Here is a 17,758-nt window from a genome sequence, read left to right on the forward strand (position 1 = left end):
TGAGGCTCCGGGTCACTTGTCGCCGTCGAGGGTGTAGCTGCGCTGGCCGGGCGGTATGGCGTGCTCGCTGCCGGGGGCGAGCAGGGCGAGCCGTACGTGGGAGGCGAAGGACTCGGCGTAGGCGACCCGTTGGGCGTCCTGGGTGTTCAGCGCGAAGGTGATCGGGACGGCCTCACCGGCCTGCCGGGCGGGGGTGGTGTCGCCCGGGTCCTTGGCCTCCAGCGGCGTCAGCTTGCCGACGTCGATGACCTGGGCCCCCGCGACGATGACCCGGGAGACCGGCTTGTCCTCGGGACGCTTGCCCTCGAACGTGGCGTAGATGTTCACCCGGGCACCGGGGTTGATCTTGCCGGCCACCCCGGTGGCGGCGTCGATCATGATGGCGATCTCCTGCTGCCCGGCCTTCAGCGCGGGCCGCTCGACAATCATGTCGTCCTGGAGCAGCGACCCCTTCTTCAGCGGCGTCACCGCGATCCTGCCACTGAGCTGGTCCAGGTCGGTCACGGCGGTGGGCGGCAGCCACCGCTCCGGCATCCGCACCTTCTCGAACTGCCCGGGGTTCAGGGGTTTATAGGCCGCGACATCGGTCTTCAGCCGGTAGGCCGTCTTCTCCGGGCCGACCTTGGACTCGACGTTCTTGATCACCGACAGCACGCCGACGAACGCGCCGACCGCACAGAGAACCGACAGGAGCAGCAGGATCACTCCGCGGCGCTGGCGTGAGTTCATGGGGGAGGGACCTCGATCGGGACGGGGGGAAGGGGCGGGCGGTCGGACAAGGCATCAGGGGCGGGCGGTCGCCGGGCGGGACCACCCGGGCGGGCGGCCGACGCCGGTCCGGCAGGCCGGCGGGGTGGGGCGGGGCCATGGCGGCCCGGTCGGGCTCAGCGCACGTGGGCCACCGTCCGGGGGGTGCCGGGGGTGCCGGGGGTGTCCGGGTGACCGGCGAGATCCGGATGGCCGGGATAGGCGGGATGAGCGGCATGAGCGGGATGAGGGGCGAAGTCGGGGTGGCCGGGCAGGTCCCACTGGCCGGGGGCGCAGGGGGTGTCGGACGCGTAGGGGTTTCCGGGCACCGGCTGGCCGGACCCGTACGGGTTTCCCGGTACGGGGCGGCCGGAGCCGTGCGGGATTCCCGGTACGGGGCTGCCGGAACCGTGCGGGATTCCCGGTACGGCCGGGCCGCCCGCGGTGAGATCCGGTCCGCGTACGTCCAGTTGGCCGGGTCCGCCACGTCCGTTGGGGCCACGTCCGTTGGAGCCATGTCCGTTGGAGCCATGTCCGTTGGGGCCACGGCCACTGGGGCTGTCCTGAGCATGCGCGCCGCCCCGCACCGGCGAACCCGGCCCGGATTGCGGCCCGGATACCGGCGCGGACACGGACCCGGCCGTCGGCCCGGATACCGGCCCACCTATGGCCGTCGGCCCCTGGCCCGAGCCGCCACCCCCCGTCGCCCGTTCCCTCGCCAGCGGGGCCGCGCAGAACGCACAGCGGTCGCCGAGGAGTTCGAGACCGCACCAGCCGCACTGCTCGCGGCGTACGGACGTCACCAACTGGTAGAGGACCGACACGTCCGGTATGGCCGCCGCGAATTCGATCAGCTTCGGTGTTCCCCACCACCGGGCGGACTCGGCCGGCAGCCGGGCCTCGTACACCCCCTGCGTCTGCCAGGCCGGAGCGAGCGCGCCGGTCACCCACTCCGAGGTGAGCTGGCCGCGGGCGACCGCGAGCTGGGTGGCGAAGCCGGGCCCCGGAAGTCCGGCCTCGGTGCTGTGCCGGTCCAGGTGCAGCAACTGCGGCTCGGGATGGGCCAGCACCGCGAAATGCGCGCCGGGAAGCCAGGACTTCATATGCGCCCGCAGATCGACCTCGACCCGGTCCAGGCCGCTGACGCTGCCCAGCAGGGCGCCCGCGTGAATGTAATGCGTCAGCAGCCGGGCCGCACTGGCCAGCACCCCCGGGCTGATCTCACACAACGACAACTGCCGCAGCTGACGGGCGAGTAAGGCCACGCCGAGCGGCGGCAGGGACAGCGGCACGATGGCGATCCGGTCGCTCTCCAGTACGGCACGCAGGGTGTGCAGCCGGCGGATGTGTTCCGGCGGACAGGCGGAGGAGTACAGCGCGATGAGATGGCCGTGGTGTTCCAGTACCGCGCTGGTCTCCGTCAGGGCGTCGTCCAGCGGCTGGAGTTGTGGTGCCTGGAGGACGACGGCGGCGGGTGTCTGCCGGTCGGTCGACGGCAGCGCGAGGTCCGGACTGGTGACTGCAATCGCGGTCGGCACGTCGCTCCCCCACTCCCTCCGGCCGCCGGGGGTCCCGGGACCGCGGATCGGCACAGCTCTGCGCCATCGGCGCCATTCGCTCAGCACTTTATCCACAGAGATACGTCCCAGAGAACACGTTCTGGGCTACTCGTCACGACCATCACCCCGCAGGGAATCGGCAGATACCGGCCAAGCGCCCCGCAGAGGAACACCCGCCCAGGCGGCCGGAAGTCGCCCCCTCCCCCTTCCCTCCGAGGTTGCGCACCCTCGGTGCCGTGCCCGTGCGGCGGGCCGCCCCCGCCGAGACGGGAGCGGCTGACGCGGAGCGCATGTCGATGACCGGGATGACGCGTGCTAGGCGGCGGCGACGGCTCGCAGGGGGCTGAGGGCAGCGACCCGTCGGGCGGGCAAGGCGGCCGCGACCGCGCCGACGGCGAGCGAGAGCAGGACCACGAGGGCGAGGGTGGGCCAGGGCAGTGAGTAGGAGTACTGCGGGATCGCGCCGTTGAACAGACCGCTGACCTTCCACGCCCCGAACAGCCCGCCGGCCAGTCCGAGCAGGGTGCCGAAGGCGGCGACGCAGATGGCCTCCAGGCGGATCATGCGGCTGATGTCGGTCTTGGACCTTCAGCAGCGGGCTGTTGCTCACGGCGTCGCGCAGCTGCTTCTCCCGGTCCTTGGAGACCGTGCCGTCGGTGGTGCGGACCAGGACGCGCTGCACGGAGTCGCGCAGCAAGCTGTGCTTCTGCACCTCGGTGCGGGAGCCGAGGACGTCCTGGGCGGTGGGGTTGTCCTGGTAGACGCCGACGACGGTGTAGGGCTGGTCGCGGGTGCCGGTTCCGGGGCCGATGCTCGTCTTGATCGCCTCGGACGGCCAGACGTGGACCTCAGGACGATCCGGGACTCTGCCGACTCTGCCTTTTGACAGAGGCGGTGGGTGCGGGACGGCGGATGTGGGGGAGGGTCCGACCCGTTGGGGGCCGGAGGCGGCCGCCCCACCACCAGGCCCCGCGCAGCGCGTGCACGGGGCCTGGGGTGTGGCTCCTGCTTCAGCTCAGTGGCGCGTGGCCTTCGGCTTCGGCAGGACGCAGCCCTCGGCGTTCAGGTCGAGCTTGTTGCCGTCGCCGAAGCACTTGGGTATCTGGTACGTCTCCTGGGCGTAGCCGATGCCCTTGCGCACCGTGGTCTTGCCGTTCTCGTCCACCTCACAGGGGTTGTTGAGCGTGCACTTCTCGCCGCTCTCGTTGCTGGTGTTGTTGATGGCCGTGACCTTGCCGGTCGCGGTGTCGACCACCGGCGAGCCGGACGTACCGCCGATGATCTTGCACTCCGGGGTGTAGCGGACCGAGTCCTTCCAGGTCCACTCGCCCTCCTTGAGGGTGGGGGCGAACCCGTCGATGCCGCAGGAGTAGACCTTCTTCCAGTAGCCGGAGACGACGCTGATCTTCGCGTCCTTGGCCGGGTGCTCGGTGGCCATCTCCAACGGCTTGACCTTGAACTTCTTCTCGATCTCGGCGTAGGTCGAGTCGGTCTCGTAGAACGAGACATCAGTGTCGGTCATCGTGGCGTAGGCGACCTTGGTGGCCTTGATCGTGCCCAGCTCACCGGCCGACTTGTCCAGCAGGGTGAAGCTGCGGCTGGACGGCTTGTCGACGACGACGTCACCGGCGCCGGGCATATCGCCTTCCAGACAGTGCCCGTTGGACATCACCAGCGCCGGGTCGTCGGCCTTCGAGCCGGGCATCCGGACGACCGAGCCGGAGCAGTTGCTCAGCGCGACGGTGCCGGCGAAGTCCGCCGCCTTGGTCTTGTGCTGCTTGGTCTTGTGCTGCGTGGGGTGCGGGGCACTGTTCTGCGGCGCGGCGTACGCCGTTCCGACGGTGCCCAGCAGGGTTGCGGCGCCCAGTGCGGCCGTGGCCAGGGTGCCGACGAGAGGTCGATTCATGTGGGGGTCCTCTCAGCGTCTGTTCACCGAAGTCCTTCCGAGGGGCTTCGGTTTGTCGTGCGCATTGTTGGCGACTCGGCACCGCCTGGCAATCAATTTCCGCCTGTCACGGGGAAGTTGAGGGATTCGCCACTTTCCGGTGGCCGGTTCCGACCGCCCCCACATTTGGCCGCCCGACGTCTTGTCCCGAGCATGACACCGCCCAAAACTGACGCCGTCGCTTCGCCTCACACCCCACAGGAGACCGCATGCGACCACGTATCCGCGGCGGACGCACGACAGTCCTCGCCGCGCTCCTCTCCCTCACCCTCGCCGCCCCGATCGCCGCCGCCCAGGCGCAGGACACGCCACCCTCCCGTCCCGCCCCGGGCGCCGCGCAAAGCGCCGAAGTCCCCCGCCAGTACGAGGTCACCGGCCCCTCCACCCCCACGGAGCGCACCGCCCTCACCTCGACCGGCGTCAGCATCGACGAGGTCCACACCCGCGCGGTCGTCATCACCGCGACCCGCGCCCAGGCGGCCGGGGTACGCCAACTCGGCTATGGACTGCGCACGTTGCCCGCCCCGCCGAAAGACACCGCGTCCCCCCACAAGCCGCGCGTCAACGACTTCCCGGCCGGCTACACGAAGTACCACACCTACGACGAGGCCACGAAGGAGATCGACGCCCTCGTCGCCAAGCACCCGGACATCCTGAGCAAGCAGGTCATCGGCACCTCCCACGAGGGCCGCGACCTCCTCGCCCTCAAACTCAGCAAGAACGTCACCAAGGACGAACAGGAACCCGAAGTCCTCTTCACCGCCCACCAGCACGCCCGGGAACACCTCACCGTCGAGATGGCCCTCTACCTCCTCAACGAGTTCACCTCGAAATACGGCAGCGACTCCCGCGTCACCAAGATGCTCGACTCCCGCGAGATCTGGATCATCCCCGACCTGAACCCCGACGGCGGCGCGTACGACATCGCCTCCGGCGACTTCCGCAGCTGGCGCAAGAACCGCCAGCCCAACGCCGGAACCGACGAGGTCGGCACCGACCTCAACCGCAACTGGGACTTCAAGTGGGGCTGCTGCGACGGCTCTTCGACCAACCCGGGCGACGAGACCTATCGCGGCGCCTCCGCCGCCTCCGCCCCCGAGGTCAAGGTCGTCTCGAAATTCGTCCACGGCCGCAAAGTCGGCGGCAAACAGCAGATCAAGGCCGCCATCGACTTCCACACCTACAGCGAACTCGTCCTCTGGCCCTTCGGCTTCACCAACGACGACACCGGCCCCGGCATGACCCAGGACGACCACGACGCCTTCGCCACCATCGGCAAAAACATGGCCGCCACCAACGGCTACACCCCCGAACAGTCCAGCGACCTCTACATCACCGACGGCGCCATCGACGACTGGCTGTGGGGCGACCAGCGCATCTTCGCGTACACCTTCGAGATGTACCCGTCATCCTTCGGCTCCGGCGGCTTCTACCCGAAGGACTCGGTAATCCCGAAGGAAACAGCCCGCAACCGCGAGGCGGTCCTCCAACTCCTGGAGATCGCCGACTGTCCTTACCGGGCGATCGGGAAGGAAGGGCAGTACTGCAAGGGAAGTTGACCCAGCCACTGCCGTGACGAGAGGCGGGCCGCGCCGCTGCGGCGCGGCCCGCCGAGCGACGCCGGCCAGGATGGTTTACCGCCCCATTGCCCGCCGCATTCCAAGAATTTCCCCCCTTGCCGCGACTTTAACGCGCGCGCGTATCCGCCTCACCTCGGAAACCGTTAGCTTGTTCGGGGGAAAATCATGTTCGCGACAGGGGGCCGCTATGACGCATGAACACTTCAGTGTCCACCCGGACAAACTCCGGACGCTGTCCACGGATTTCAAGCATGTGAACGACCGACTCGAAGGGCAAGTCAAGCAATTTGCCGATAAGGCCGAGAATGTTGATTCTGCGTTTGGGGTGCTCAGCGAATCCACTGAAGCTCTTGCCAAATATGTCGATATGACGCGAGCCACTGTCACCAGCCTGCAGCAGCTGCGCAAACAACTTTCCGGTTATGCCGCCGGATTGAATCACACAGCCGCAAACTACGAGCACACCGATGCCGGCCAGGCGAACGCATTCAAGGGCGCGTGACATGGCCGAGCAGCAGCAGATCGAGAAGAGCTTCCACATCCTTAAGCCCGGCGGCAACCCAGAGGTGCTGCGCAAGTGTGCCGAGGCGTGGCGGGAGATGGCCCATGACCTGAAGTCGGCGGGGGCGGACCTTGGTCGGCAGGTCGATGAGTTAAGCGAGTCGGAGTGGGGCGGCCAGGCCGCCACGGGGTTCCGCGAGCACTGGACGCACACCAAGGAGCAGATCGACCAAGCGCTGCCCCGCTTTCATGCTGTCGCCAAGGAGTTGGAGCAGGCAGCCGACCACATCGAGGACACCAATACACAAGTGGAGCACGTTCTTGAGGAGCTCGCGGTCACTGCGGCCGTGGGCGTCGGGCTGACCGTGATCACCGCGGGCTTCTCCGACTTGGTTGCCGCCGGGAGCGCGGCGGCCGAAGTCGCCGAGGCCGGAGCCGTCGTTGCGAGGCTCGCCAAAGTCCTCAAGACGATCGAATCGGCTCTTGAGTCCCTACGTGGTCTCATGGCGGGTAACAAATTCTTGAAGTTCGGTATGGAGTTCGCCACGAACGTGGGTGGCAACTTCACCGGCAACGTGCTGGGACAGGTGTTCACCGGCCAGAAGGTCACCTGGGGCCAGGACTTCCAGGACGCGGCGGTGGCCGGGGGCGTCGGCACCGCACTGGGGGCGGGTGGCCGGACATTGGGCCAGAAGATGCCCAACGCACTCGGCGATGTGATCTCAGGTAACGGACTCGCCGGGAAGATGACCACGGGCGCCGCCACCAGCGCGGGCGGCCAGATGGCTGCTGACGGGGTCGACATCGCCCAGGGCAGCAAGACGGGTGCCAACATCATCCCGGACCTGATCACCAGCGCCGCCGGCGGCGCGGCGGGCGGCGCGTCGGTACACGGCGGCGAGGCCCGGTATGAGCACGGCGGAGGGGGACGGCACCGAGACCCCGAGTCCGGTCCGACCTTCGGCCCGGGGCGGCAGGCTGGTGCCAATGGCGTGGTGTACGGGGATGCCAACGCCAACGAGACCGACCGCACCGCCGACCACCCCCAGAGCCCCTTCGACAAACCCCGCTCGGCGCTGACCGACCCGGACGGCGCATATGAGGGCTGAGGGGAGACCGTAGGCATGTGGCAGGTCAGGAAGAGCATCCGCAAATATCGCGAAGACCCTGAATGGCATCACTACCGGAAAAGGGAATCCCGCCACTGGGTGGACATGTTCGGTCGCCCCGGCTACCCCTTCGGCGTACTCGGAAATCACGCCACACATGTACTGGAAGGACAGGTCCGCAGTTACGCCACGACGCTCTTCCACCTGGCTGCCGTGCACAGAGGCGGACGCTACGTTACCGACGTCAACTACTATTCTGTTGCAGTCCTTTCCCTGCCGAAAAGCCTTCCCGACACCGCGGTCTCCGTCGAGGCGTTGGTCCGCTCGCTTCACACGGACCCTTTTCCACCTCGCGCGGGAAGCCCCGTTCGCCTCCCCCCTGGTCGCCACCCCCGCATGGTCAAATGCTCCGTTGACCCTGCATTCGCCGAGCTGGTCATCACGGAGCAGGTCGGCAGAATGACTGCGGACGCGAAGATGGGGTGGCGGCTGCACCAGAATCAGATGATCGGGTGGCTAAAGGAAAGGAGGCCCCACGAGAAGGTCGTCGGCCTCGCGGAGGTCATGGCCGACGTTGTCGCCGAGTTCCCGGACTCGGTATGGACCGGCCCCTGAACCAGGGTACGTCGGCAGTGCGGCCGGAGGAGCAGCGAATGGCCCGCCCCTGACAGCAAGTGCCTCAAGGAGCGGGCCCGCACCGCCACGGAGCGGCGCGGGCCCGCGAGATTTCACAGCAGGTGATCGGCCTTGCCTGCCTTGATGTCACGGATGAGCGTGCGGAGCGCTTCACGCGTGTCGGTCACGTAAGCGTCCTCAGCGCCCGCTACGGCGATATAGGCGTTGCCGTCTTCGTCGGTGCCGAGGCGGAAGCAGTTGTTTCCTTCGCCGCAGTAGGGCTCTTCCCAGTTGATGTTTTGCATGGTGACCTTCCTTTCCAGAGTGAGCGCTCGATGTGGCAGCAGAACGACAGCAGCAGATCACCCGCGCCGGCAGGAGCGAAAGAGCGCCATCGCGCCACCGCCTACCGAGCCCTTACAGCAGGTGGTCGGCCTTGCCGGCCTTGATGTCACAGGTGAGAGTGCGGAGCGCTTCACGCGTGTCGGTCACGTAGGCGTCCTCGGCACCCGCCACGGCGACATAGGCGTTGCCGTGATCGTCAGTACCTATGCGAAAACAGTTGTTGCCTTCCGCGCAAAAGGGATCTTCCCAAGAGATCTGAGCCATGTGACCCTCCTCAGAGCTGACGGACGATGTGGTGAATGAATTCGCGGGATTCGCGCGCCGCGAGCGTACGCGCGTGCATCCAGTCCATGTGCTCCCGGTACTTGGCGAGTTGTGCATCAGCATGAGTGAACTCGGGACCATGAGGCGAGTCGTTTCTGGCGCTCTGTGGGCGTGGCCCTGGTGGGCATCGGCACCCTCCCTCCCCACTCCTGGCCTACAGCCTCACTCTTCCCGCCGCGCTCGCCAGTCCGGCCGTAGCGCGCTCTGCCGCCCGTACGATCCTGGAGGCACACGGCCTGTGCGATGTGACCGCCGCCGCGGTTCAGGTGATCGGTGAACTCGCAACGTCTGCCTGTATGTTCACTCCGGCCGACAGTGTCTATCTGTCACTGCGCTATCGCGACGACGCGCTCCGCATCAGCCTTTACGACGGGCACCCGCGCCATACCCACCGCCGCACGCGGTGTGACCCGACGGGGTGTCCGATGCCATGCCGGGCGCCCCGTCCACGACTGCCGGGTCGGATGGGAAACAGTGCGGGCATGGCCATGCTCACCGAATTTCACTGCCCGTTACGCGTGAATGTGCATGCCTTATTGGCGGTTTTCTCTGTGTACTTCACGAGTTCGGGCTCATGACCTTCGATGCCGCTCCCGGCCTGGTCGACGATGCCTGTGACCTGCCAAGGTTGCCGTAGTGCACCGGGGTTCGGACCGGGAGAGGGGGTCGGGCGAAAGAATTACGAGGTTTTCCGCGCCCCTCCGACCACAGAGTTAAGCCATCTCCCAGCGGGTGCATCTTTCGATGTAGGGCAGTTCGTCTGCGCTCACGAGGAATGTCGGCCGGGACGCGTTGATGATGACGTCATGACCCAGACACTGCGCTCACCGGCCCTTTCTTCCGATACCGGAGGTGGCCGGCTCCCGCTGCTCGACGTACTGCGCGGAACCGCGATCCTCGGCACGCTGATGACCAACGTCTGGGTCTTCGCCAGTCCCGGCGCCGAGTGGGGGTTCCTGCAGAACAGCTCCGGGCACGCCGGATACGGTTCCGTTCCGGCGGCGGCCGAGAGCCTGTTCCAACTCGTGGCGAACGGCAAGTCCTTCTCGATGCTGACGATCCTGTTCGGGGTCGGCCTGGCCATCCAGTTCGACGCCGCCGCCCGGCGCGGACAGCCCTGGCCGGGCCGCTACAAGTGGCGGGCGCTGTTCTTGTTCGCCGAGGGCACCCTGCACTTCGTCCTCGTCTTCGCCTGGGACGTCCTGATGGGCTACGCGGTCACCGCGCTCCTCGTCGCCTGGCTGCTGGCCCGGTCGGAGCGCACACGACGGCGCGCCATGTGGTGGGCGGCCGGGCTGCACCTGGCCTTGATGGTTGCGCTCACCGCGCTGCTCGTCGGAGACGGCCGGAACGCAGGCGTCGGCGGAGGCGGCGTGTCCCAGCGGATCGTCGACCTGTACGCGCACGGAAGCTACCTCGACCAGATCGCGTTCCGGCTGGAGACCGGTATCGCGCTGCGCCTGGAGCCGGTGCTCGCCTTCGGGCTCATGGTCTTCCTGTTCCTGCTCGGGGTACGGCTGTTCCGGGCGGGCGCGTTCGCGATGGACGGGACGGGCCGGCGGATCCGGGCGCGGATGCTCGGCTGGGGCCTCGGTCTCGGGGCACCGCTCACCGCCGCGACCGCCGTGGGCGGCAGCGACCTCTTCTTTCTGGACCGGTACTGCGCCGCTCCGCTGTTGGCGGTCGGGTTCATCGGCCTGATCGGCGCGGTGGTGAGCCGGGTGCGCCGCCCGGGTCCACTCACCACCGGCCTCACCTCTGTCGGCCGTACGGCTCTCTCCGCGTACGTGCTGCAGAACCTGCTGTGCATGCTGCTCTGCTACGGCATCGGACTCGGCCTCACCGCCCGCTGGGGAGACACCGGCCGCCCCTGGTGGGTGATGGGGCTGTGGGCCGGGGTGTGCGCTGTCCTCATGGTGGGCTCCACGCTGTGGCTGCGCCGCTTCGCCACCGGTCCGTTGGAGTCCGTGCAGAAGTGGGCACTGCGGCGCTGAGCCGTCCCGCCCTGGCCGGGGGCTTCTCCGAAAGGGCCCCTCAGTCCGCCCTGGCCGGGGGGCTCTCCGAAAGGGCCCCTCAGTCCGCCCTGCCAGTCGCTGCCACGGTCACACCCAGGCCGATCATCGCGAAGCCGCCCGCCCCGCCGACCATGGACAGACGACGGTCCGAGCGGGCGAACCAGGAACGGGCTGCCGAGGCGCCCAGGCCCCAGAGGGTGTCCGTGATCATGCCGATGCCGACCGGGACCAGGCCCAACACCATCATCTGGGAGGGCACATGACCCGCGGCGTGGTCCACGAACTGGGGCAGTACCGCCGCGAAGAAGACGAGGCCCTTGGGGTTGGTGACGCCCACGAAAATGCCGTCCAGGACTGTGCGCAGATCGCTGCGCTGCCCGCCCGCGGGCGCCTCCATATCCGCCGCGCGCATCTCCTTGCGGTGCCGGAACGCCTGCACACCGAGGTAGACGAGATAGGCCGCACCGGCCAGCTTCACGCCCATGAAGACCGCCGCCGAGGTCTCCACCAGCGCGCCGAGGCCCCATGCCACGGCGCTCACCAGGACGTACGAGCCGATCAGGTTGCCGAGGACGGTCGCGAGCGCGGTGCGGCGGCCGTGCGCGAGAGCCCTGCCGATCACGAACAGCACACTCGGCCCCGGAATCACGATCACCAGTAGCGACATCGCCGCGAACGCGAGGATGCTCTCCGTGGACACCATGTGTCCGTCACCTCCTGGAATGCCTGCCGGGGGCTCATTCAAACAGAGGAGGGAATACCGGCTCCAGGCTCACCCACATGCTGATACGCAAGGCCGCGAGCCTGCAGCGAGCCGGCGAGCCGAAGCGCACGGCGAGTGCTGCTGCCGACGGTGATGAGGCGCCGGAAGGTCCGGACGATCGGCGAGGCCCTTGGCGCTACACGAAGATGCTGACCAGCGCCGCCACCGCGAACCCCGTGACCGACAGCACGGATTCCAGCACCGTCCAGGACTTGAGGGTGTCGCGTTCCGAGATGCCGAAGTACGTGGACACCATCCAGAAGCCTCCGTCGTTCACGTGCGAAGCGAAGATCGATCCGGCTGAGATGGCCATGATGATCAGGGCCAGGTGGGCCGGGGGGAGGCTCTGGCCGTCGACTAGGGGGACGACGATGCCGGCCGTGGTGACGATGGCGACCGTGGCGGAGCCCTGGGCGACGCGGAGGACGAGGGAGAGGAGGTAGGCGAGGACGATGAGGGGGAGGCCGACGTGGTGGAAGGTGTCGGAGAGGACGGTGGCGACGCCGCTGCCCTTGAGGACGGCGCCGAAGATGCCGCCGGCGCCGACCACCAGAATGATGTTGCCGACCGGCTTGAGCGAGGCGGTGGAGACCGTCTCCAGGGACTTGCGGGACCAGCCGCGGCGGAGGCCCAGCAGGTAGTACGACAGCAGCAGGGCGATCGTCAGGGCCACGAAGGGGTGGCCGAAGAACTCGATCACCGAGCGGCCGGGTGAGGGAGCCAGGGCGATGGAGGAGAAGGTCGCCAGGAGGATGAGGAGCAGGGGGGTGCCGATGATGGTGAGGACGGTGCGGAGGGCGACCGGCGCCTCGTGTGCGGTGATACCGGCCGCGCCCTTCCCCGCCGCGACACCGGCCGCGCCCTTCCCCGCGGTGACCGCGGCCCTGGCCTCCTCGGCGGCCTCGACCATGTCCTGTGGGACGGGGACGAAGAGGCGCCTGCCGATCCAGGCCGCGTAGCCCCAGGCGGCGAGCACCGCCGGGATGCCGCAGACGAGGCCCATGAGGATGATCCAGCCCAGGTCGACCTTGAAGAGACCGGCGGCGGCGACCGGGCCGGGGTGCGGCGGCAGGAAGGCATGCGTCATGGAGAGGCCCGCGAGGAGCGGCATGCAGTAGAGGAGGATCGACTTGCCACTGCGCTTGGCCGCCGCGTAGACGATCGGGGCGAGGACGAAGATACCGACGTCGAAGAAGACCGGGATGCCGAAGATCAGGCCGGTCAGGCCCATGGCGAGGGGTTCGCGCCGCTCGCCGAAGAGGCGCAGCAGCCGGGCACTCAACACCTCGGCGCCGCCGGAGACTTCGAGGATCGCGCCGAGCATGGTGCCCAGGCCGATGATGATGGCGACGTGTCCGAGGATGCCGCCCATACCGGTTTCGATCAGGGAGACGGCGTCGGACTTCTGGACCGTGCCGAAGAGTTCGGTGACCGAGAGCCCGGCGGCCAGGCCGACCGCGATGGAGACGGTCAGCAGCGCGACGAACGGCTGCAGCCGGACCTTGATGATCAGGACGAGCAGCAGCGCGATGCCCAGTGCGGCGACCGTCAGAAGCCCGGCGGTGCCCGGTATCAGGGCGAGCAGTCCACCGGTGTGCGGTGGTGAGGGAGGTGCCCCCTGCTCCTCAAGAGCTTGGGGGAAGGTGACCGGGGCGGCGGTCGTGGCGGCGAGGTACATGGGCGAACTCCGGTGGCAGACAGCGGATTTCCATGCAGGGGGGACCGCGGCAGGGCGCCCCGGCGGTGCGGGGTGCCCTGCCGTGCGGCAGATGGCGCGGAGGTACTGGCAGACGTGCCAGGGGAGGATCTAAAGGCACAGGGGGTGGCTCAGCTCAGGACGGCGAGGGCGTCGATCTCGATGAGGAGGCCCTTGGGCAGACCGACGTAGACGGTGGTGCGGGCGGCGGGGGCCTCCTTGAGGCCCTGCTCCTCGAAGTAGGCGTTGTAGATCTCGTTCATCTCGGCGAAGTGCGCCACATCGGTGAGGTAGACGCGGATCATCATCGCGTCGTCCCAACTGGCGCCGCCCTCTTCGAGGATGGCCTTGACGTTGGCGAGGGTCTGCAGGGTCTGCTCGCGCAGGGTGGGGCCGGCCGGGGTGGGGGCCTGGCCCTCGACCGCGGGGAGGAAGCCGACCTGGCCGGCGACCTGGAGGATGTTGCCCTTCTTGACGCCGTGGGAGAACTTCGCGGGCGGGGTGGTGTGGGTGGCCGGGGTGAGGGCGGTCTTCTCGGTCATGGGGTTCGCCTTTCTGTACGGGGTCAGTTGAGGCAGTTCCGGTTCAGTGGGGGGCAAGGGCCGGCGGGGGAACGGCGGTTCCGGAGTACTCGCGGCTGATCGCGTCGGCGGTGCGGCGGACCAGCGGGAGCAGCCGGAGGAGTTCCTCGGCGGTGACGACGACGTTCGGTGCGGAGACCGACATGGCGGCGACCAGGCGTCCGTCCGCGCCACGGACCGGTGCCGCGACGCAGTTGATGGACTCCTCGTGGCCGCCGAGATCGGTGGCCCAACCCTGTTCGCGGACCGTGGCCAGTTCGGCGAGGAACGCCGTGGCGTCGGTGGTCGAACGGGACGTGTAGTGGGGGTAGTCGAGCTTCTCGGCGAGGGCGCGGCGCTCGGGTTCCGGGAGGTCGGCGAGGAGCAGCTTGGCGACCGCGGCGACCGTGATCGCGACGGGTTTGCCGATCCGTGAGTACATCCGGACCGGGTAGCGGCTCTCCACCTTGTCGATGTAGAGCACCTCGTTCTCCTCGTGGACCGCGAGGTGGACGGTGTGTCCGCATTTCTCGTTGAGTTCGACGAGGTGGGGGTGGGCGATCTCGCGTACGTCGAGGCTTTCGACGGCCTGCTGGGCGAGGGCGAACAGCCGGGCTCCGAGGCGGTAGCGCTGATCGGACTGGCGGTAGACGAAGCCGTGTTCATGGAGGGTACGCAGCAGCCGCAGGGCCGTGGACTTGTGGACGCCGAGCCGGTCGGCAACCTGGCCCAGGTCGGCGGGCCCCTCGGCGAGCAGCGGCAGAATGCTCAGCGCCCGGTCGACGGTCTGACTCATTCCGGCACCTCGCTTCGCCCGACCGCCCCGTCGTCACCCGGGGCGCACCTCTCGCTGGTCCTCTCGCTGATCCTCTCGCTGGTCCTCTCGATGCTTCTCTCGCGTGGGTCGTTCACTGGGTGGGTACCTCCTCGTCGGCCCGCCGGCCGGATGTGTCGGAGTCGGGGTCGGCGTCGGGCTCGGCCTCGGGGTCGGCGTCGGCGTCGGCGTCGGCGTCGGTCCAGCCGGGAGCGAGGTGCAGCCTCTCCCAGGCCGGGTCGTCGAGGGCGGCCAGGCGGTCCGCGTACGGACGGCTCGGCGGAGTGGCGAGATCGCCGGGGACGGTGAGGGCGGCGGCGGCCCACAGATGGCCGTACCGGAGGCGGGTGCGGTCCGGCAGCCCGCGGAGGGTGGCGGAGAGGAACCCGGCGGCGAACGCGTCTCCGGCACCGGTGGCTGCCACGAGGCCGACTCGCAGGGCGGGAACGAAGGTAGCGGTGTCGGTGTCGGTGTCGGTGGCACTGCCGGTCGCGGTGGCGGCGTCGCGACGGCCGCCCGGCTCCCGCATAAGCCCGCCCGACTCCCGCGTACGCCCGACCGGCTCCCGCGTAAGCCCGCGCGGCTCCCGCGTACGCCGGAACACGGTGGCGCCGTCCCTGCCCTGCTTGACGACCACGGTGTGTGCTTCCGGCAGCGCCTCGCGGATGGCCCGGGGGCCGTGCAGCCCCCATGCGTCCCGGGCCTCGTCATCGCCCACGAACACGAGGTCGGCGCCGCGGGCGAGTTCGAGCAGCACCCGGGCCTGTGCGGGGTCGCGCCACAGCCCCGGCCGGTAGTTGACGTCGAAGGAGACGAGCGGACGGCCGGGGCGGCGGGCGGTCAGCTCCCGCAGCAGGCCGAGGCAGTCCGCGGAGAGCGCCGCCGTGATGCCGGACAGATGGAGGATCCGGCCGGTGTGGAGGGCGGCCGGGTCCAGGTCGGCCGCCGTCATGGCGGAGGCGGCGGAACCCGTGCGGTAGTAGGCGACTTCATGGGTGTCGGTGGCGCGGTCGCCGGCGGTGCGGAAGTAGACGCCGGTGGGGCGCAGCGGGTCGCGCCGGACGTGGCCGACGTCGACACCGCAGTCGGCGATCGCGGCCAGGAGGTGATCGCCGAAGCCGTCGGTGCCGACCCGGGAGATCCAGCGGGTGCTGTGGCCGGTGCGGGCGAGGGTGCAGGCGACATTGGATTCGGCACCGCCGATGGCGCGGTCGAAGGAGGGGATATCGGCGAGCCGCCCGGGGAGACGCGGCAGGAAGGTGACCATGGACTCGCCGAGGCAGACCACATCGACGTCAGGTGCGGGTCCGCCGTCCGGAACGGGTACGTCGTCCGGGGCCGGGCCGCCGCCGGTGTTCGAGGGCCTGGTCACGATCGGATGCGCTCCTTCGCTGTACGGCTCACCCGGGCGCGGCCGGGGCGGCGGGCCCGGGTCCCGTCCGGGGTGTGGGCCCAGGTCTCGTCCGGGTGCGGGTCCGGGTACCGTCCGGGTGTCATCCGGGTCGGCATCCGGATGGAGTCCGGGTCGGTGTCCGGGTGCAGTCCGGGTCCGTATCCGGGTGCAGTCCGGGGCGCTGTCCAGGGCCCCTTCCGGCCCGTTTCCCGCGATGCTTCACACCATTGACCGGGCGATGGCCCGGATGTTAGACAGCGGCAAGCGATACGCGCAATGAGTGTTGCAGAGGATGCAACAGGATTTTTGGAGGAGTGCCGATGACCGGCGAGCGGCTCGCGCAGGGACTCAAGGGACTCGCGGATGAACGGGTCGATCACCGCTTCAAGGCACTCCCGCCGGACGCCGAAGGGCTGACCGTCAGGGAACTGGCCGCTCAGCGCCGCAACCTCTTCGACGGCGGCTTCACCACCCCCGTACTCGCCCTCTCCGCCGAGTCGGTCGAGCACAACCTCGCCCTGATGGAGACCTACGCCGACCGGCACGGCCTCGCCTTCGCCCCGCACGGCAAGACCTGTATGGCCCCGCAGCTCTTCGCCCGGCAGCTGGAGCACGGCGCCTGGGGCATCACCGCCGCCGTCCCCCACCAGGTCCGCGTCTACCGCGCGTACGGCATCCAGAAGATCTTCCTCGCCAACGAGGTCGTGGACCCGGCCGCACTGCGCTGGCTCGCCGCCGAACTCGCCGGCGACCCCGACTTCCACCTCATCTGCTACGTCGACTCGCTGCGCGGCATCGAGCTGATGGACCACGCGCTGCGGGAGGCCGGTGCCACCCGCCCCGTGGACGTGGTCGTCGAACTGTGCGCCGGAGAGGGCGCGCGTACCGGCGTCCGCACCGAGAGCGAGTGCCTGGAACTGGCCGATGCCCTCGCGGGGGTGGACACCCTGCGCCTGGTGGGCGTCGCCGGTTACGAGGGCGAGGTGCCCGAGGCCACCCCGGAGCGGGTGGCCGCCTACCTGCGCCGACTGGTCGCGCTGGCCGTGGAGTTCGACAAGGCGGGCCGGTTCACCGACCTCGACCAGATCGTGGTCAGCGCCGGCGGCAGCGCCTGGTTCGACACGGTCGCCGAGGTCTTCGCGGACATTCCGGAGCTGTCGGCCCCGGTCCTCAAGCTGCTGCGCTCGGGCGCGTATGTCTCGCACGACGACGCCCACTACCGCCGGCTCACCCCCTTCAACCGCGTCCCGGAGGAGGGCGCCCTGCACCCCGCCTTCCGGCTGTGGGCGCAGGTCGTCTCCCGTCCCACGATCGACCAGGCATTCCTCAACGCGGGCAAGCGCGATGCGGCGTACGACCTGGATCTGCCGCAGGCCCAGGTCGTACGGTCCGGCCGGGACGGCACCCAACTGGCGGCGGACGGCCTGACCGTCACCAAGCTGTCCGACCAGCACGCCTGGGTCACCACCGAGCGCGCCGGCGACCTGGAGGTCGGCGACTGGGTCGCCCTCGGCCTGTCGCACCCCTGCACCATCTTCGACAAGTGGCAGCTGATCCCCCTCGTCGAACAGGACGGCACGGTCACGGACTTCATCCGGACGTTCTTCTAGGACCTGCCCGGTGGGGCCACTCCTGGCCCCGCCCGGCTTCCCCGGGCCGGAGTTCCGCTCCCGCCCCCGGGCGCCGGTGGTGCGCGCCGATCCCCCGCGGCGCGCGCCGCCGGCTTCCCGCCTCTGCCACCCCGCGACCCCACGACCGCACGTCCCCCGGGCGCCGACGCACCGCGGCACCG

17 protein-coding genes are annotated in these 17,758 nt (G+C 69.2%); 6 read left to right on the forward strand and 11 right to left on the reverse strand.

The genetic code is table 11. The annotated features are described in order from the left end of the window. Positions 1-12: 12 nt before the first annotated feature. From cpaB to STRTU_RS12395, 4 genes are all read right to left on the reverse strand, one after another. The gene (gene cpaB, locus STRTU_RS12380; RefSeq protein WP_174878852.1) at positions 13-729 is read right to left on the reverse strand and encodes a Flp pilus assembly protein CpaB; all 717 of its coding nucleotides are present in this window, start codon (positions 727-729) and stop codon (positions 13-15) included. A gap of 155 nt (positions 730-884) precedes the next feature. After that, complete coding sequence (locus STRTU_RS35955; protein WP_174878853.1) at positions 885-2,285, reverse strand: hypothetical protein; 1,401 nt, start codon at positions 2,283-2,285, stop codon at positions 885-887. 336 nt (positions 2,286-2,621) lie between these two features. Then, on the reverse strand, positions 2,622-2,870 hold the full coding sequence (locus tag STRTU_RS12390; RefSeq protein ID WP_246240387.1) for an FtsX-like permease family protein: 249 nt from the start codon (positions 2,868-2,870) through the stop codon (positions 2,622-2,624). 451 nt (positions 2,871-3,321) lie between these two features. Beyond that, on the reverse strand, positions 3,322-4,212 hold the full coding sequence (locus tag STRTU_RS12395) for a trypsin-like peptidase domain-containing protein (RefSeq protein ID WP_159743594.1): 891 nt from the start codon (positions 4,210-4,212) through the stop codon (positions 3,322-3,324). 248 nt (positions 4,213-4,460) lie between these two features. On the opposite strand from STRTU_RS12395, the gene STRTU_RS12400 reads away from it, so the two are divergent. The 4 genes from STRTU_RS12400 to STRTU_RS12415 all read left to right on the forward strand — a co-directional run bounded on the left by STRTU_RS12400 (position 4,461) and on the right by STRTU_RS12415 (position 8,056). Beyond that, positions 4,461-5,810, forward strand: coding sequence for a M14 family metallopeptidase (locus STRTU_RS12400; protein ID WP_159743595.1), 1,350 nt, complete (start codon positions 4,461-4,463; stop codon positions 5,808-5,810). 208 nt (positions 5,811-6,018) lie between these two features. After that, positions 6,019-6,333: a WXG100 family type VII secretion target gene (locus STRTU_RS12405; protein WP_159743596.1), complete on the forward strand. Its 315-nt coding sequence runs from the start codon at positions 6,019-6,021 to the stop codon at positions 6,331-6,333. Between the two features lies 1 nt (position 6,334). Continuing rightward, complete coding sequence (locus STRTU_RS12410; RefSeq protein ID WP_159743597.1) at positions 6,335-7,441, forward strand: WXG100 family type VII secretion target; 1,107 nt, start codon at positions 6,335-6,337, stop codon at positions 7,439-7,441. A gap of 15 nt (positions 7,442-7,456) precedes the next feature. Beyond that, positions 7,457-8,056, forward strand: coding sequence for a hypothetical protein (locus STRTU_RS12415; protein WP_159743598.1), 600 nt, complete (start codon positions 7,457-7,459; stop codon positions 8,054-8,056). A 113-nt stretch (positions 8,057-8,169) separates the two neighbouring features. On the opposite strand, the gene STRTU_RS12420 is transcribed toward STRTU_RS12415, so the two are convergent. After that, positions 8,170-8,361 (reverse strand): hypothetical protein, encoded by a 192-nt coding sequence (locus tag STRTU_RS12420; protein ID WP_159743599.1) that lies wholly within the window; start codon positions 8,359-8,361, stop codon positions 8,170-8,172. Positions 8,362-8,473: 112 nt separating this feature from the next. Then, positions 8,474-8,665, reverse strand: coding sequence for a hypothetical protein (locus STRTU_RS12425; RefSeq protein WP_159743600.1), 192 nt, complete (start codon positions 8,663-8,665; stop codon positions 8,474-8,476). 866 nt (positions 8,666-9,531) lie between these two features. Here STRTU_RS12425 and STRTU_RS12430 point away from each other — a divergent pair. Then, entirely contained in the window at positions 9,532-10,719 is a 1,188-nt protein-coding gene (locus STRTU_RS12430) for a DUF418 domain-containing protein (RefSeq protein ID WP_159743601.1), read from the forward strand. A 79-nt stretch (positions 10,720-10,798) separates the two neighbouring features. Here the strand turns inward: STRTU_RS12430 and STRTU_RS12435 are convergent, their stop codons facing one another. From STRTU_RS12435 to STRTU_RS12455, 5 genes are all read right to left on the reverse strand, one after another. Then, positions 10,799-11,443: a LysE family translocator gene (locus tag STRTU_RS12435; RefSeq protein ID WP_159743602.1), complete on the reverse strand. Its 645-nt coding sequence runs from the start codon at positions 11,441-11,443 to the stop codon at positions 10,799-10,801. 196 nt (positions 11,444-11,639) lie between these two features. Continuing rightward, positions 11,640-13,181: a GntP family permease gene (locus STRTU_RS12440; protein ID WP_246240390.1), complete on the reverse strand. Its 1,542-nt coding sequence runs from the start codon at positions 13,179-13,181 to the stop codon at positions 11,640-11,642. A gap of 149 nt (positions 13,182-13,330) precedes the next feature. Further along, the gene (locus tag STRTU_RS12445; RefSeq protein ID WP_127152792.1) at positions 13,331-13,741 is read right to left on the reverse strand and encodes a RidA family protein; all 411 of its coding nucleotides are present in this window, start codon (positions 13,739-13,741) and stop codon (positions 13,331-13,333) included. A 43-nt stretch (positions 13,742-13,784) separates the two neighbouring features. Next, the gene (locus STRTU_RS12450) at positions 13,785-14,555 is read right to left on the reverse strand and encodes an IclR family transcriptional regulator (RefSeq protein WP_159743603.1); all 771 of its coding nucleotides are present in this window, start codon (positions 14,553-14,555) and stop codon (positions 13,785-13,787) included. Between the two features lie 112 nt (positions 14,556-14,667). Then, on the reverse strand, positions 14,668-15,840 hold the full coding sequence (locus STRTU_RS12455) for a sugar kinase (protein ID WP_246241366.1): 1,173 nt from the start codon (positions 15,838-15,840) through the stop codon (positions 14,668-14,670). 446 nt (positions 15,841-16,286) lie between these two features. On the opposite strand from STRTU_RS12455, the gene STRTU_RS12460 reads away from it, so the two are divergent. Next, positions 16,287-17,576, forward strand: a complete 1,290-nt coding sequence (locus tag STRTU_RS12460; RefSeq protein WP_159743605.1) for an amino acid deaminase — start codon at positions 16,287-16,289, stop codon at positions 17,574-17,576. Positions 17,577-17,758: the final 182 nt, after the last annotated feature.

The organism is Streptomyces tubercidicus, from assembly GCF_027497495.1.
Taxonomy (GTDB): domain Bacteria; phylum Actinomycetota; class Actinomycetes; order Streptomycetales; family Streptomycetaceae; genus Streptomyces; species Streptomyces tubercidicus.

Bases quoted from the DNA above. Each gene is read 5' to 3' on its own strand.
- STRTU_RS12400 (WP_159743595.1), top strand. From the start codon at position 4,461: ATGCGACCACGTATCCGCGGCGGACGCACGACAGTCCTCGCCGCGCTC.
- STRTU_RS12450 (WP_159743603.1), bottom strand. From the start codon at position 14,555: ATGAGTCAGACCGTCGACCGGGCGCTGAGCATTCTGCCGCTGCTCGCC.
- STRTU_RS12435 (WP_159743602.1), bottom strand. From the start codon at position 11,443: ATGGTGTCCACGGAGAGCATCCTCGCGTTCGCGGCGATGTCGCTACTG.
- STRTU_RS12405 (WP_159743596.1), top strand. From the start codon at position 6,019: ATGACGCATGAACACTTCAGTGTCCACCCGGACAAACTCCGGACGCTG.
- STRTU_RS12445 (WP_127152792.1), bottom strand. From the start codon at position 13,741: ATGACCGAGAAGACCGCCCTCACCCCGGCCACCCACACCACCCCGCCC.
- STRTU_RS12425 (WP_159743600.1), bottom strand. From the start codon at position 8,665: ATGGCTCAGATCTCTTGGGAAGATCCCTTTTGCGCGGAAGGCAACAAC.
- STRTU_RS12440 (WP_246240390.1), bottom strand. From the start codon at position 13,181: ATGTACCTCGCCGCCACGACCGCCGCCCCGGTCACCTTCCCCCAAGCT.
- STRTU_RS12410 (WP_159743597.1), top strand. From the start codon at position 6,335: ATGGCCGAGCAGCAGCAGATCGAGAAGAGCTTCCACATCCTTAAGCCC.
- STRTU_RS12415 (WP_159743598.1), top strand. From the start codon at position 7,457: ATGTGGCAGGTCAGGAAGAGCATCCGCAAATATCGCGAAGACCCTGAA.
- cpaB (WP_174878852.1), bottom strand. From the start codon at position 729: ATGAACTCACGCCAGCGCCGCGGAGTGATCCTGCTGCTCCTGTCGGTT.
- STRTU_RS12455 (WP_246241366.1), bottom strand. From the start codon at position 15,840: ATGGTCACCTTCCTGCCGCGTCTCCCCGGGCGGCTCGCCGATATCCCC.
- STRTU_RS12460 (WP_159743605.1), top strand. From the start codon at position 16,287: ATGACCGGCGAGCGGCTCGCGCAGGGACTCAAGGGACTCGCGGATGAA.
- STRTU_RS12430 (WP_159743601.1), top strand. From the start codon at position 9,532: ATGACCCAGACACTGCGCTCACCGGCCCTTTCTTCCGATACCGGAGGT.
- STRTU_RS12390 (WP_246240387.1), bottom strand. From the start codon at position 2,870: ATGATCCGCCTGGAGGCCATCTGCGTCGCCGCCTTCGGCACCCTGCTC.
- STRTU_RS12395 (WP_159743594.1), bottom strand. From the start codon at position 4,212: ATGAATCGACCTCTCGTCGGCACCCTGGCCACGGCCGCACTGGGCGCC.
- STRTU_RS12420 (WP_159743599.1), bottom strand. From the start codon at position 8,361: ATGCAAAACATCAACTGGGAAGAGCCCTACTGCGGCGAAGGAAACAAC.